This window comes from Rhodococcus sp. NPDC059234, assembly GCF_042754225.1.
Classification (GTDB): Bacteria; Actinomycetota; Actinomycetes; order Mycobacteriales; family Mycobacteriaceae; genus Rhodococcus_G.
Window position 1 is genome coordinate 1 of sequence record NZ_JBHZAH010000032.1, and the last position, 13,753, is coordinate 13,753.

A 13,753-nucleotide genomic window follows, 5' to 3' on the forward strand; every position below is an offset into this window, starting at 1 on the left:
GCCCGGACCCTCGCGGGTCCGGGCGCACGCGGTCGTATTCGGCCGCGCGAAACACCGTCAACAAGTCGACCGGCTTCCGAGACAACGGGTACGGTCACATCAGGGGCTTTCGCCCGCGGTGGTCGAGGTTCGTTGCGAACCCGGACGCCCGCGGGGACATCGGCACCCGACGCAAGTGCAGCTGAGAAGGAAGTAGGGACCTGACGAGATGGCACGCATCGGTGACGGCGGAGACCTGCTGAAGTGCTCTTTCTGCGGTAAGAGCCAGAAGCAGGTGAAGAAGCTCATTGCGGGCCCTGGGGTCTACATCTGCGACGAGTGCATCGACCTGTGCAACGAGATCATCGAGGAGGAGCTCGCGGAGTCCAGCGAGGTCAAGCTCGACGAGCTGCCCAAGCCCGCGGAGATCCGGGACTTCCTCGAGAACTACGTGATCGGCCAGGACGCCGCCAAGCGGACGCTCGCGGTGGCGGTCTACAACCACTACAAGAAGATCCAGGCCGGTAACAAGGGACACGACGTCCGCGGCGAGAGCGTCGAGCTGGCCAAGTCCAACATCCTCATGCTCGGCCCGACCGGGTGTGGCAAGACCTACCTGGCGCAGACGCTGGCGAAGATGCTCAACGTGCCGTTCGCGATCGCCGACGCCACCGCGCTGACCGAGGCCGGCTACGTCGGCGAGGACGTCGAGAACATCCTGCTCAAGTTGATCCAGGCCGCCGACTACGACGTCAAGCGCGCCGAGACGGGCATCATCTACATCGACGAGGTCGACAAGATCGCCCGCAAGTCCGAGAACCCGTCCATCACCCGCGACGTGTCCGGCGAGGGCGTCCAGCAGGCGCTGCTGAAGATCCTCGAGGGCACCCAGGCGAGTGTGCCGCCGCAGGGTGGTCGCAAGCACCCGCACCAGGAGTTCATCCAGATCGACACGACGAACGTGCTCTTCATCGTGGCGGGCGCATTCGCCGGGCTCGAGAAGATCGTCTCGGACCGCGTCGGCAAGCGGGGTATCGGCTTCGGTGCCGAGGTGCGCTCCAAGGCGGAGATCGATGCGCAGGATCGCTTCGCCGAGGTGATGCCCGAGGACCTGATCAAGTTCGGCCTGATCCCCGAGTTCATCGGCCGCCTGCCCGTCGTCGCGTCGGTGACCAACCTGGACAAGGAATCGCTGGTCCAGATCCTGTCCGAGCCGAAGAACGCACTGGTCAAGCAGTACACCCGCCTGTTCGACATGGACGGTGTGGAACTCGAGTTCACCGCCGACGCGCTCGAGGCGGTCGCGGACCAGGCGATCCTGCGTGGCACCGGCGCCCGCGGTCTGCGCGCGATCATGGAAGAGGTCCTGCTGCCGGTGATGTACGACATCCCGAGCCGCGACGACGTCGCCAAGGTCGTGGTCACGGCGGAGACGGTCAACGACAACGTGCTGCCGACCATCGTCCCGCGCAAGCCGGAACGCGAGCGTCGCGACAAGTCGGCGTAGACGGACAAAAAGGAAGGCCCCCACTCGACCGAGTGGGGGCCTTCCTCGTTCGCCGGGAAGGTCAGTCCTTGTCTCGCAGGAAGGCAATGACCATGTCACCCAGCATCTTTCGCTGATGGTCCCGCAACTCGGGCGCGACCAGATCCTGCCCGAACAGGGCATCCCAGGTGAACCGGTGCGAGACCCGGAAACCGGCGTAACTGCTCAGGATCATGTGGATGTCGAGGGCGTCTACGTCGGTGCGGAACAGTCCCTGCCGCTGGCCGTCGGCGAGGATCCGCGAGACCAGGTCGGCGGCGGGTTCGCCGAGGCCGTCGAGTGACTCGGACCTGCGTACGTGCTCACCGCGGAGCATGTTCTCGTTCGCGACCAGGCGGATGAAGTCCGGATGCTTCTCGTGGTGGTCGAAGGTCAGTTCGGCAAGCGCTCGGACGGCGGCGACCGGGTCGAGGCCTTCGAGGTTCAGCCGGCTCTCCTGCTCGCGGATCTCCCCGTAGGAACGCTCGAGGACCGCCTGGTACAGCCCCTCCTTGTCGTTGAAGTAGTAGTAGATCATCCGTTTGGTGGTGTCGGTGCGCTCGGCGATCAGGTCCACGCGCGCGCCCGCGTAGCCCTTGTCGGCGAACTCCGTCGTCGCGACCTCGAGGATGTTCTCCCGGGTGAGGTCGCTGTTGCGTCGGCGCTTGGGCGGCATGGCGCAACTCTAATCCGCGGGTCTCAGCCCAGTCGCTCGAAGACGGCGGCCAGGCCCTGGCCGCCGCCGATGCACATGGTCTCGAGGCCGAAGCGCGACTCGCGGCGATCCATCTCGCGCAGCAGGGTCGCCAGGATGCGCGCACCGGTTGCGCCGACCGGGTGCCCGAGCGAGATGCCGGAGCCGTTCGGGTTCACCCGTGGGTCGTCGGCCTCGAGACCCCAGCTCCGCAGCACGGCCAGTGCCTGTGCGGCAAAGGCCTCGTTCAGCTCGATCACGCCCATGTCGGCGAGCGTGAGTCCCGCTCGGCCCAGGGCCTTCTCGGTCGCGGGGACCGGTCCGATTCCCATCGTCCGCGGCGCAACGCCCGCGACCGCCCAGCTCGCCATCCGGGCCATCGGTCGCAGACCGAGCTCGCGCGCCTTGGCCGCGGTGGTGACGATGCAGATCGCCGCGCCGTCGTTCTGGCCACTCGCATTCCCGGCGGTGACGGTGGACTCGGCGTCGACGGCGGACCGGATCGGCCGCAGCTTCGCCAGCGACTCCAGGCTGGCGTCGGGCCGCGGGTGCTCATCCGTGGTCACCACGACCGGGTCCGACCTACGCTGCGGGACAGCGACCCCCACGATCTCCTCGGCAAACCGGCCGGAGGTCTGCGCCGCGACGGCGCGCTGGTGCGACTGCACGGCGAGCGCGTCCTGGTCCGCCCGGCTGATCGAGAACTCGGCCCGCAGGTTCTCCGCGGTCTCGATCATCCCGCCGGGAACGGGAAAGTTCTTGCCACCGGCGGTGACTCGGGCACGAGCGAGGCGGTCCATCAGGGCGACGCCCTCGCCTGTGACGCCCCAGCGCATCCCGGTCGCGTAGAACTCCGCCTGGCTCATCGATTCCACACCACCGGCCAGGATCAGCTCGCTGCCGCCGGTGGAGACCTGCATGCACGCCTGGATGATCGCCTGCAGGCCCGACCCGCATCGCCGGTCGACCTGCAGACCCGGGACGTCGACGCCGAGCCCGGCATCGAGGGCTGCGACGCGACCGATCGCCGGTGCGTCGCCGCCGGGGGAGGCCTGACCGAGGATGACGTCGTCGATCTGCCCGCCGTCGATCCCGGTGCGGGTGACGAGTTCGGTGATCACCGTCGCGGCAAGGGATTCGGGCGCGATGCCGGCGAACACCCCGCCGAATCGGCCGACGGGGGTGCGCAGGGGTTCACAGATGACGGCGTCGAGCATGGTTGATTCCTCGGGTTTCTACGGTTGCGACTGCATGCGCACGAGGTCGAGGCCGATGGTCTCGACGGTGCTCAGGAGCTCGGGCAGCAGTTCCTTGCGGACGGCCGCCGCGGAGTAGCGGGCGGCCTGGGTGGAGATGTTGGCGGCGGCGACGACCGCGCCGGTGTGGTCGCGAATGGGGGCGGCGAGCGAGCGCAGTCCCTCCTCGAGTTCCTGGTCGACGATGCAGAACCCGTCGACGCGCACCCGCTCGATCTCCTGGCGCAGCGCGTCGGGCGTCGAGATGGTTCGGCCGGTCAGCGGGGTGAGGCTAACGTGCGAGAGGTACTCCTCGAACTCCGGCTCGGGCAGCCCGGCCAGCAGAACGCGGCCCATCGAGGTGGCGAAGGCAGGGAACCTGGTGCCGATGGTGATCGCGACGGTCATGATCCGGCTGACCGGGACGCGTGCCACGTAGACGACGTCCCCGGCGTCGAGGATCGACACCGAGGCCGACTCGTGCACGCGCTTGGCGAGTGACTCCAGGTGCGGGCCGGCCACTTCCGGCAGGGTCAGTGCAGAGAGGTAGCTGTAGCCGAGTTCGAGCACCCGGGGGGTCAGCCAGAAGACCGACCCGTCGGTGCGCACGTAGCCGAGCTCGACCAGGGTCAGCAGGAACCGCCGGGCGGTGGCCCGGGTCAGGTCCGTGGACTTGGCGACCTCGCTCAGCGTCTGTCGAGGACGTTCGGCGTCGAACGCACGGATGACGGACAGCCCCCTGGCCAGGGACTGCACGTAGTCGGGTGACGGTTCGGTCATGGGCCGGATTGCTCCTCGGTGTCCGCGGAGGCGGCGTCGCCGCCGACGGTGCCGGTCGATCCGACACCTTCCGCGAGTGCATTCTTGCCCAGCGCGAAGGCGCGGTTGCTGTTCGGCACGCCCGCATAGACGGCGGTGTGCAGGAAGACCTCGACCAGTTCCGCCGGGACCATGCCGTCCCGCAGGGCAGCGCGGATGTGCATGTCGAGCTCGTCCTCGTTTCCGACCGCGGTGAGGATCGCGAGGGTCAACAACCTGCGGGTGTGGTGGTCCAGGCCGGGCCTGCTCCAGATGTCACCCCACGCGGTGCGGGTGATGAAGTCCTGGAAGGGCTCGGTGAACTCGGTTGTGCCCGCGATGGCGCGGTCGACATGGGCGTCGCCGAGCACGCTGCGGCGCACTCGCATGCCCGCCTGGTAGCTCTCGGTGCGCTGCGCGGGACCGGCCGCGTGCGCGGCGATCAGCGAGGTGACCCGGCCCGCCTGCTCGACACTGGCGAGGTGGGCGGCCGGATCGAGCACGTACAGAGTCGAATTGGCGATGCCCTCGGCGATGTATCCGAGGTCCGCGGGAGTGGTCGACGGGTCCTGTTCGCCCGCGATCACCAGGGTCGGCGCGGCGATGCGCGCGAGGTCTGCGCGGCCGTCCCAACCCGACAGTGCCTCGCAGCAGGCCGCGTATCCCTCGTCGGCGGTCGCGTCGACCATCGCCAGCGATCCCATGATCAGGTCGGGGTCCCGGTCGGCGAGTTCGCTTGTGTACCAGCGCCCGACGACGGCGTCGGCGATCGACCCGGTGCCCGCCGAGCGGACCGCGGCGGCGCGGTCGAGCCAGCCCTGTGGTTCGCCGAACTTGGCGGAGGTGCACAACAGGGTCAGTGTGTGCACGCGGGTCGGCGCATGCGCGGCGATCCACTGGGCCACTGCGCCGCCGAGGGAGAGCCCGACGAGGTGCACGGCCGGCAGTTGCATCGTGTCCAGTAGCGCCAACACGTCGCCGCCCAGGTCGCTGATCGTGTACGGACCTGCCGGAACGGGGGACTCGCCGTGCCCGCGCAGATCGACAGCGAGGACGTTGAAGTCGGCCGAGAGGGCGCGCAACTGCGGGCCCCACATCGAGCGGTCGGAACCGAGCGAACCGAGCAGCGCGATCGTCGGCGCACCCGGCCCGGGGCCGGTGACGGAGTGAGCGAGGGCGACAGTCACGGGGTGTTCTCCTTGATCGAACGAGTGTCGCGTCCGGCCAGCACGCGGTCCACGAGGTCGCCGGCGTGGCCGAGATAGCCTGCGGGGTCGAGAAGTTCGCGTACCGTGGCCGGATCGAGGTATTGCGTGACCTCCGGATCGGCGTCGAGCGGCCTACCCGCAGCGCACGCGGCGGTGACGAATGCGCGGGCAGAGTCGGTGTACCCGGCCAGCGCCCCGGTGACCCGCTCGGCGAGGAGCATCCCCCCGGTGGCGTCGAGGTTGCGGCGCATCGCAGCGGCGTCGACGTGCAGCCCATCAAGGCAGTCCGCGAGCCGATGCGCCGCGCCGCCGGTTAGCCGGAGCAGATCGGTGACCGTCTCCCATTCGGCGTGCCAGGCGCCCGCGGCCCGTGCGAACTCGTGGTCCATGTTGCCCAGGACGGTCGCGACCAGTCCGGGTACCCGACACGCGGCGGCGCGGGCCGTCACGGCCGCGACGGGATTTCGCTTGTGCGGCATCGCCGACGACCCTCCGGGTGCGTCCTCGGCGACCTCGCCGAGTTCGGTCGCGGCCATCGACACCACGTCGGTGGCGGGCTTGGCGACCGCGCCCGCCGCGACGCCGAGCGCGGACGCCAGCTCGCCGATCCGGACCCGGTCGGTGTGCCACGGCACGCCCTGCCGGGCCAGGCCCAGCTCGGCTGCGAGCGCGTCGGCGACGTCGAATCCGTTCGGGTGCAGCGCGGCGAGTGTGCCCGCGGCCCCGCCGAACTGGACCGGCAGTGACCCGAGCACCGCCGCCAGCGTCTGCGCGGCGCGGTCGAGCCCGGCGCACCACCCGGCGGCGAGCGCACCGAAGGTGGTGGGCAGCGCCTGCTGCCCGAGAGTGCGTGCGGCCATCGGGGTGTCACGGTGCGCCGCGGCCAGCGCCGCCGCTGCATCCGCGGCGGCGGCGAGATCGCCGACCACCAGTGCACCGGACCGCCGGGCCAGCAGCATCAACGCGGTGTCGATCACGTCCTGGCTGGTCGCACCGGTGTGCACCGCGGCCGCGGGCACCCCGGCACCGGAGCACTCGGCGCGCAGACGGGCAACCAGAGGGATGACCGGATTGCCCCCGCCGACCCCCTCGGCCCCGAGCACGGCCGGATCGAGACGCTCGGCGAGCCGGCCCGCGGCCGCGGTGATCTCCGCGGCGTCCGCGCCGGAGATCCGTCCCGTGGCCGCGACCGCGCGGGCCAGGCCCGCCTCGACCTCGAGCATCGCCGAGATCCAGGCCCGGTCGGACAGTTCGGCCCCGAGCGCATGACCGCCGAACACCGGATCGAAGAGCTCACCGCGGGCCACGAGCCCCTCCTAGAGGTAGAAGAACGGCGTCTCGGCGCCATTCGGATCGGCGTCCTGCACCACGATGTCGAGGTGGTAGCCGTCGGCGGTCGCGGCCGCAACGAGCTTGGCGCGCTGGGCTTCCGGTAGGGACGACAGTACCGGGTCGGCGGCGTTCGCGGCGTCCTCGTCGGGGAAGTACAGCCTGGTCACGGCGCGATTGAGCATGCCGCGCGCGAACACCGAGACGTTCAGGTGTGGCGCCTCGGTGAGGCCGTCCTCGGCGGGCAGGGCGCCCGGCTTGACGGTGGTGACGCGCGCGGTGCCGGTGTCGTCCGCAGGCGCCCTGCCGAACCCGCGGAAGGTGCAGCCCTGCGTCCCGCGCGGATCGGCGGGGTGGTCGAAGCGGCCCTCCGCGTCGGCCTGCCAGGTCTCGACCAGGGCGTCGGCGATCGGCTCGCGGTTGCCGTCGTAGACGGTGAAGGACACCACGATGGCGCCCTCGGTGCCTGCGGGCACGACGTCGGCGCCGTCCGGCCAGGGCAGGCCGATGTGCAGGTAGGGCCCGACGGTCTGGGACGGGGTCGGCCCGAACTTCACGGTGGTGAAGTCGCCCGGGACCACCGGGTAGCGCGGTGCGAGCTCAGTCATCGTGGTCGTCCTCCTCGAACGGGGTGGCCTCGCTGCCGCGAAGAACGATGTCGAACCGGAAGCCGAGTGCCCAGTTGTCGGTGGTGGCCTCGTAGTCGAACACGCTCACCATCCGCTGGCGCGCGCCGTCGGGCACCGAGTTGTAGATCGGGTCCTGGAAGAACATCGGGTCGTCCGGGAAGTACATCTGGGTGACCAGTCGCTGGGTGAACGCCTGGCCGAACAGCGAGAAGTGAATGTGCGCGGGGCGCCACGCGTTGTGGTGGTTGCCCCACGGGTACGCGCCCGGCTTGACCGTGGTGAACGAGTAGTGACCGAGCCGGTCGGTCATGACGCGGCCGACGCCGTTGAAGAACGGGTCCAGCGGGGCCGGCCACTGGTCGCCCTGGTGCCGGTACCGTCCGGCGGCGTTGGCCTGCCAGACCTCGACGAGGGTGTTCGGCACAGGCCTGCGGTCGCTGTCGAGGACCTGGCCGTGCACGACGATGCGCTGGCCGCCCGCCTCACCGCCGTTCGCGAGGGTCAGGTCGGCGTCCGCCGCGGTCACCCGTTCCTCGCCGAGGACCGGCCCGGTGAGTTCGGTCAGGCGCTGGGGGAGCAGCGTCAGTGGCTGCTTGGGGTGGCGCAGGGACGTTGTCCGGTAGTCGGCGAAATCGAGTGGGGCTTCCTCGCCGTTCTCGATCCCGCGATACCGCGGTGGCAGGTGCAGCATGCTCGGACCTTCTGTTCTCGGCGTGAACTCACACGTCACGGGTGTTCGTGATGTGGACATGAAGTCGCTATGCGAACAAGCATAGGACCGCTCGGCGTCGCGGGCAATGGCCGGGGCCGAAAATGTTCGCTATACGGATGGATGTTCACATTACGTACGCTCCGCGCTATCGTGGTGACCGTGATGGACAAAGTCATTGCCACAGCAGCCCAAGCGGTCGCCGACATTCCGAACGGTGCCTCCCTCGCGGTCGGCGGGTTCGGGCTCGTCGGGGTGCCCGAGGCGCTCATCGCCGCCCTGCTCGAGCAGGGCGCGACGGACCTAGAGACCGTCACCAACAACCTCGGCACCGACGGCTTCGGCCTCGGCATCCTGCTCGCCGAACACCGCATCCGGCGCACCGTCAGCTCCTACGTGGGGCAGAACAAGGAATTCGCCCGGCAGTACCTGGCCGGTGAGCTCGAGGTGGAACTGACGCCGCAGGGATCGCTGGCCGAGCGGATGCGGGCCGGCGGCGCGGGCATCCCCGCCTTCTTCACCCCGGCGGGCGTCGGCACCCAGGTCGCCACCGGGGGCCTGCCGCGCAAGTACGACGGAAGTGGCGGTGTCGCAATCGCCAGTCCGCCCAAGGAGACCCGCGAGTTCGACGGCGTCACCTACGTGATGGAACGCGCCATCGTGACCGACTACGCGCTCGTGCACGCGTGGAAGGGTGACCGGCACGGCAATCTCGTGTTCCGCAAGAGCGGGCGCAATTTCAACCCTCCCGCGGCCACCGCGGGCCGGATCACCATCGCCGAGGTCGAGCACCTCGTCGAGCCGGGCGAGATCGATCCGGACGAGGTGCACACCCCCGGCATCCACGTCCAGCGCGTGGTGCACGTTCCCGTGGTGGGGGACAAGCAGATCGAGAAGAGGACGGTGCGCTCATGAGCTGGACCCGCGACGAGATGGCGGCCCGCGCCGCGCAGGAACTCGAGGACGGCCAGTACGTCAACCTCGGCATCGGCATGCCGACGCTGATCCCGAACTTCATCGCCGACGGCGTCACCGTCGTTCTGCACTCGGAGAACGGCGTGCTCGGGGTCGGGCCGTACCCGACCGAGGACGAGGTCGACGCTGACCTGATCAACGCAGGCAAGGAGACGATCACCGTCCTGCCGGGCGGGTCCTTCTTCGACTCGGCGCAGTCCTTCGGAATGATCCGCGGCGGACAGGTCGACGTCGCGGTGCTCGGTGCCATGCAGGTCAGTCAGGCGGGCGACCTCGCGAACTGGATGATCCCCGGTGCGATGGTCAAGGGCATGGGCGGCGCGATGGACCTGGTGCACGGTGCCAAGCGGGTTATCGTGCTCACCGACCACTGCAACAAGGCGGGCGAACCGAAGATCGTCGCCGAGTGCTCGCTGCCGCTCACCGGTGAGCGATGCGTGCAGCGCATCATCACCGACCTCGCCGTACTGGACGTGACCGACGACGGTCTGCGACTGGTCGAGACGGCACCCGGCGTCACGGCGGACGAGGTGCTGGCGAAGACGGCTGCTCCCGTGCGCGTCGAGGTCCCCGCGGCCTGATCCGTCGAGCGCGGCCGGCGAGGGTTACCGGCGCGGCGGACCTCGAGTGACGATGGAGATCCGCCGACAGGAGAGAGGGTGCCGATGGCCGGACAACCCCGGGAGCCAGGGCGGACCACGACGTCCCGCGTCCTCGCGATTCTCGAGACCTTCGAGTCCGCCCCCGAGCCGCTGCACCTGACCGACATCGCCACCGCCGCAGGCCTGCCGCTGAGCACGGTGCATCGTCTCGTCGCCGAGCTCGAGCAGTGGGGCGCGTTGCAACGGGGACCGGACGGGCGCTACCAGGTGGGCATCCGCCTGTGGGAGATCGGCCAGAACGCCGGTCATCGGCTACGCGACATCGTCCACCCGCCGCTCCAGGACCTGTTCGACCTGACGCACGAGACCGTCCACTTCGCGGTCCGGCGTGGCACCGAGGTCATCTTCGTCGACCGGATCTACGGCAGTCGTCGGGTGCCGCGGATCGCGCGGGTCGGCGGTCGGCTGCCGCTGCACCCCACCGCCGTCGGCAAGGTCCTGCTCGCGTATGAGGACGAATGGTTCCAGCAGGCCTACCTTTCCCAAGCGCTCGAGCGGCGGTCGCGACACACGATCACCGATGCGCGCAGGCTCGCGCGCGAACTCGAGTCCGTACGCGAGCTCGGCTGTGCCCGGACTCAGGAGGAGATCGCGCTGGGTCTGTGTTCGGTTGCGGTGCCGGTCCATGCCCCTCAGGGTGACGTCGTCGCGGCACTGGGACTCGTCTTGCCGAGCGCACGGTTCGCCGAGACCTCACGATTCCTTCCGTCGATGCGTGGCACGGTGACCCGTATCGAGAAGCTCTTCCGCGGCCTCCCGCAGCCCGTTGAACAGGCCATTCGCAGTTTTTGGCTCGGCCCTTCCGTTGAACGGAAGCAATAGCTTTGTGAGCGCCCCTCCTCACGCAACAGTGGTGACCATCACAAGGAGGCGTGCATGGAGATCACCACCACAACGGCGGGGCGGGGCCCCGGGTTCGGATTGCTCGACCGTGATGTGTCGGAATTCGTACCCGCACAGGTGCCAGGCCTGATCGCGATGGCGCCGGCCGAGCAGGCCGTCTGGGACCGTGCGGCGGCGCACCTGCACGTGCGCGACAACGACGTCCACACCGTCTACTCGTTCGGCATCGCCGCGGCGCTCGTCGGGCTCGTGGACGGCGCGCGCGCCGAGGTCGTGCTCCCCGCGATACTGCTGCACGACACGGGCTGGTCCCGAGTGCCCGAGGACCAGGTGCTCGAAGCGATCGCGCCCCAGCCTCGGCACCCGGAACTGATTCGCGTACACGAGATCGAGGGCGCCAGGATCGCACGTGCCGTGCTCGAGGATCTCGGGCGCGACCCGGCTGTCGTCGACGAGGTCGTCGACATCGTCGACGGACACGACAGCCGCATCGAGGCGATCAGCCCCAGCGATGCCGTCGTCAAGGATGCCGACAAGCTGTGGCGGCTCACCCCGCACGGGCTGGCGACGGTGCAGCGCTGGTTCGGTCTGGGACCCGACCAGGCCCTACGCCTGGTCGGTGCCCGGACCCACGAGCACCTCCACACCGAGCCCGCTCGCGCCATGGCCCGAGCCCTCGCCGCGATCGCCTCGATCGACCTCTCCCCGCAGCGCCGCGCACTCGAAGTGCAGGTTGCGCAATGACTCTCGTCCCGGACACCATCCGTGTCCCATCCGATCCGATTCCAGGAGTTCCCATGTCTGCCCCGACCGATCACGAACCCGCTGTCGGTTGCCCCGTCGCCCACCACGGCTACGAGCCGTTCGCGATGACCGACCCGTTCCCCGCATACAGCAGGCTTCGTGCGGACGAACCGGTCATGTTCGACGAGCGGATCGACTGCTGGATCGTCACCCGGTACGAGGACGTCAAGGCGGTCTTCGACGACTGGGAGACCTTCAGCAGTGAGAACGCCCAGGCGCCGGTCCGAGAGCGCGGTCCGCAGGCGCGAAAGATCATGGAGGACGGCGGATTCACCGCCTACTCCGGTCTGTCCGCGCGGATTCCGCCGGAGCACACCAGGATCCGCAAGGTGGTGTCGAAGGCCTTCACCCCGCGCCGGTACAAGGCCCTCGAACCGTTCATCCGCGACAACGTCGACACTCAGATGCGAACGATGCTCGCGCGCCCGGAGCGACGCGGCGACCTGCTGCGCGACCTCGCGTACGAGGTGCCGACCGTGACGATCCTGACGCTGATCGGCGCGGACACGAGCAAGGTGGACACCTTCAAGCGCTGGTCCGACTCCCGCGCCGCGATGACCTGGGGCGACCTGTCCGACGAGGAGCAGATCCCGCACGCGCACAATCTCGTCGAGTACTGGCAGGAGTGCCTGCGGCTGGTTGCCGAGGCACACGCGCACGGCGGCGACAGCCTGGTGGCGGACCTGGTGCGAGCCCAGCAGGACGGCGACCCGATCAGTGACCACGAGATCGCGTCGGTCTGCTACAGCCTGCTGTTCGCCGGCCACGAGACCACCACGACGCTGATCTCCAACACGCTGCGCCTGCTTCTCGCGCACCGCGATCAGTGGGAGGCGCTCGCGGCGGAGCCGAAGCGGATCCCCGCCGCCATCGACGAGGTGCTCCGGTTCAGCCCCTCCATCGTCGGATGGCGCCGGAAGGCGCTGCGGGACACAGCGGTCGGAGGAGCTCCGATTCCCGCGGGCGCCAACCTGCTGCTTCTGATGGGTTCGGCGAACCGCGACGACGCCCGGTTCGAGGACCCCGAGGTCTTCGACATCTCCCGCGCCAATGCCCGTGAGCACCTGGCTTTCGGCTTCGGCATCCACTACTGCCTGGGCAACATGCTCGCCAAGCTGCAGGCCCGGATTGCGGTGGAGCAGGTGCTGGCGCTGGCCCCCGACCTCGAGCTGGCGGACCCCGAGGCGATCACCTTCGGCGACAACCTGTCGTTCCGGGTGCCGACCGCGGTGCCCGTCCAGTGGGGTGGGCCGGAGGAGCGCCCGTACATCCAGTTCTTCGACGACGACACCGCGCCGCGGCACGAGTTGCTCGGCGGCAAGTGCGCCTCGCTGGTGTCGATGACCCAGGCCGGCATGCCGGTCCCGCCCGGGTTCGCGGTCACCACCGCGCTCTACGACGATTTCGTCGCCGAGTCCGGTGTCGCCGACGGGATCGCGCGACTGCTCTCGGACCTCGACCCGGACGACGTCGCGCAGGTGGACGCCGTCTCGGCCAGGATCCGCGACGCCATAACCTCGCAGCCGGTCCCGGATCGACTGCGGCGGTTGACGATCGAGGCCTACGAGCACCTGCAGGCGCGTTTCGACGAGCCGGTTCCGGTTGCGGTTCGCTCGTCCGCGACCGCCGAGGACCTGCCGGACGCGAGCTTCGCCGGCCAGCAGGACACCTACCTGTGGCTGACGGACCTCGAGTCGGTCACCGAGCACATCCGCCGGTGCTGGGCGTCGCTGTACACGAGCCGGGCCATCACGTACCGCCTGAAGAACAACATCCCCGACGAGGGCCTGTCGATGGCGGTGGCCGTGCAGAAGATGGTCAACGCCAAGGTCGCCGGCGTGGCGATGACCCTCGACCCCACCAGCGGTGATCGATCGAAGATTGCCGTCGACGCCTCCTACGGTGTGGGGGAGATGGTGGTCTCCGGCCTGGTCACCCCGGACAACGTCGTCCTGGACAAGGTGATGCTGACCGTGGTGGCCGAGACGGTCGGCGCCAAACACGCCGAGCTGATTCCGGATGCCGAGTCCCGCAGCCTGGTCGAGCGCGAGGTGGCGCCGGATCGCCGTGCCTGCCGGTGCCTGTCCGACGACGACCTGCGGGCGGTGGCCACGATCGCCAAGCGGGCTGAGAAGCACTACGGGTGCCCGCAGGACATCGAATGGGCCCTCGACGCGGACCTGCCCGACGGCGAGAACCTGCTGCTGCTGCAGTCCCGTCCGGAGACGGTCTGGTCGTCGAAGCCCGCCGGGTCGACGACCGCGCCCACGGACGCTCCCGCGAAGTCGCGTACCGGTTTCACCATGGCCGGCATCACCAGGTCCATGACCCGCCCCCACACCAACCGCTGACCCTCACCGAAT

Annotated in this window: 13 protein-coding genes and 1 pseudogene; 7 read left to right on the forward strand and 7 right to left on the reverse strand. The window is 69.4% G+C overall.

Translation table 11 applies throughout. The annotated features are described in order from the left end of the window. Positions 1–208 precede the first annotated feature (208 nt). A complete protein-coding gene (gene clpX / locus ACFXGJ_RS09690) occupies positions 209–1,486 on the forward strand; it encodes an ATP-dependent Clp protease ATP-binding subunit ClpX (RefSeq protein ID WP_378424036.1) in 1,278 nt (425 codons plus the stop codon). Between the two features lie 61 nt (positions 1,487–1,547). Here clpX and ACFXGJ_RS09695 read toward each other — a convergent pair whose 3' ends face one another. The 7 genes from ACFXGJ_RS09695 to pcaH are packed head-to-tail and all read right to left on the reverse strand — an operon-like array spanning position 1,548 to position 8,088. Continuing rightward, complete coding sequence (locus ACFXGJ_RS09695) at positions 1,548–2,180, reverse strand: TetR/AcrR family transcriptional regulator (protein ID WP_378618232.1); 633 nt, start codon at positions 2,178–2,180, stop codon at positions 1,548–1,550. Positions 2,181–2,203: 23 nt separating this feature from the next. After that, a complete protein-coding gene (locus ACFXGJ_RS09700; protein ID WP_378618235.1) occupies positions 2,204–3,415 on the reverse strand; it encodes an acetyl-CoA C-acetyltransferase in 1,212 nt (403 codons plus the stop codon). Positions 3,416–3,433: 18 nt separating this feature from the next. Next, a complete protein-coding gene (locus ACFXGJ_RS09705) occupies positions 3,434–4,213 on the reverse strand; it encodes an IclR family transcriptional regulator (RefSeq protein ID WP_378618237.1) in 780 nt (259 codons plus the stop codon). Next, positions 4,210–5,418 carry a 3-oxoadipate enol-lactonase gene (gene pcaD / locus ACFXGJ_RS09710; protein ID WP_378618240.1) on the reverse strand — a complete coding sequence of 403 codons (1,209 nt, stop codon included), beginning with the start codon at positions 5,416–5,418 and terminating at the stop codon, positions 4,210–4,212. The genes ACFXGJ_RS09705 and pcaD overlap by 4 nt, the downstream gene beginning before the upstream one ends. Continuing rightward, the gene (gene pcaB, locus ACFXGJ_RS09715; RefSeq protein ID WP_378618243.1) at positions 5,415–6,746 is read right to left on the reverse strand and encodes a 3-carboxy-cis,cis-muconate cycloisomerase; all 1,332 of its coding nucleotides are present in this window, start codon (positions 6,744–6,746) and stop codon (positions 5,415–5,417) included. The genes pcaD and pcaB overlap by 4 nt, the downstream gene beginning before the upstream one ends. A 9-nt stretch (positions 6,747–6,755) precedes the next feature. Beyond that, entirely contained in the window at positions 6,756–7,376 is a 621-nt protein-coding gene (pcaG, locus tag ACFXGJ_RS09720; RefSeq protein ID WP_378618245.1) for a protocatechuate 3,4-dioxygenase subunit alpha, read from the reverse strand. Continuing rightward, the gene (gene pcaH / locus ACFXGJ_RS09725) at positions 7,369–8,088 is read right to left on the reverse strand and encodes a protocatechuate 3,4-dioxygenase subunit beta (protein ID WP_378618247.1); all 720 of its coding nucleotides are present in this window, start codon (positions 8,086–8,088) and stop codon (positions 7,369–7,371) included. Before pcaH ends, pcaG begins: the two co-directional genes overlap by 8 nt. A gap of 183 nt (positions 8,089–8,271) precedes the next feature. On the opposite strand from pcaH, the gene ACFXGJ_RS09730 reads away from it, so the two are divergent. From ACFXGJ_RS09730 to ACFXGJ_RS09755, 6 genes and pseudogenes are all read left to right on the forward strand, one after another. Beyond that, positions 8,272–9,021 carry a CoA transferase subunit A gene (locus tag ACFXGJ_RS09730; protein WP_378618315.1) on the forward strand — a complete coding sequence of 250 codons (750 nt, stop codon included), beginning with the start codon at positions 8,272–8,274 and terminating at the stop codon, positions 9,019–9,021. Beyond that, positions 9,018–9,662 carry a CoA transferase subunit B gene (locus ACFXGJ_RS09735; protein WP_378618249.1) on the forward strand — a complete coding sequence of 215 codons (645 nt, stop codon included), beginning with the start codon at positions 9,018–9,020 and terminating at the stop codon, positions 9,660–9,662. The genes ACFXGJ_RS09730 and ACFXGJ_RS09735 overlap by 4 nt, the downstream gene beginning before the upstream one ends. Before the next feature lie 84 nt (positions 9,663–9,746). Then, on the forward strand, positions 9,747–10,565 hold the full coding sequence (locus ACFXGJ_RS09740; RefSeq protein ID WP_378618252.1) for an IclR family transcriptional regulator: 819 nt from the start codon (positions 9,747–9,749) through the stop codon (positions 10,563–10,565). A 54-nt stretch (positions 10,566–10,619) separates the two neighbouring features. After that, entirely contained in the window at positions 10,620–11,330 is a 711-nt protein-coding gene (locus ACFXGJ_RS09745) for an HD domain-containing protein (protein ID WP_378618254.1), read from the forward strand. A 53-nt stretch (positions 11,331–11,383) separates the two neighbouring features. Then, positions 11,384–12,634, forward strand: a pseudogene (locus ACFXGJ_RS09750) (cytochrome P450); the annotation flags it as partial. Then, on the forward strand, positions 12,620–13,741 hold the full coding sequence (locus tag ACFXGJ_RS09755) for a PEP/pyruvate-binding domain-containing protein (protein ID WP_378618317.1): 1,122 nt from the start codon (positions 12,620–12,622) through the stop codon (positions 13,739–13,741). The pseudogene ACFXGJ_RS09750 and the gene ACFXGJ_RS09755, both read left to right, overlap by 15 nt. Positions 13,742–13,753 lie beyond the last annotated feature (12 nt).

What these genes read in the sequence shown, in the direction of transcription:
- pcaH (WP_378618247.1), bottom strand. Translation starts at nt 8,088, where the DNA reads ATGCTGCACCTGCCACCGCGGTATCGCGGGATCGAGAACGGCGAGGAA.
- ACFXGJ_RS09745 (WP_378618254.1), top strand. Translation starts at nt 10,620, where the DNA reads ATGGAGATCACCACCACAACGGCGGGGCGGGGCCCCGGGTTCGGATTG.
- ACFXGJ_RS09740 (WP_378618252.1), top strand. Translation starts at nt 9,747, where the DNA reads ATGGCCGGACAACCCCGGGAGCCAGGGCGGACCACGACGTCCCGCGTC.
- clpX (WP_378424036.1), top strand. Translation starts at nt 209, where the DNA reads ATGGCACGCATCGGTGACGGCGGAGACCTGCTGAAGTGCTCTTTCTGC.
- ACFXGJ_RS09700 (WP_378618235.1), bottom strand. Translation starts at nt 3,415, where the DNA reads ATGCTCGACGCCGTCATCTGTGAACCCCTGCGCACCCCCGTCGGCCGA.
- ACFXGJ_RS09705 (WP_378618237.1), bottom strand. Translation starts at nt 4,213, where the DNA reads ATGACCGAACCGTCACCCGACTACGTGCAGTCCCTGGCCAGGGGGCTG.
- ACFXGJ_RS09695 (WP_378618232.1), bottom strand. Translation starts at nt 2,180, where the DNA reads ATGCCGCCCAAGCGCCGACGCAACAGCGACCTCACCCGGGAGAACATC.
- ACFXGJ_RS09735 (WP_378618249.1), top strand. Translation starts at nt 9,018, where the DNA reads ATGAGCTGGACCCGCGACGAGATGGCGGCCCGCGCCGCGCAGGAACTC.
- pcaG (WP_378618245.1), bottom strand. Translation starts at nt 7,376, where the DNA reads ATGACTGAGCTCGCACCGCGCTACCCGGTGGTCCCGGGCGACTTCACC.
- ACFXGJ_RS09730 (WP_378618315.1), top strand. Translation starts at nt 8,272, where the DNA reads ATGGACAAAGTCATTGCCACAGCAGCCCAAGCGGTCGCCGACATTCCG.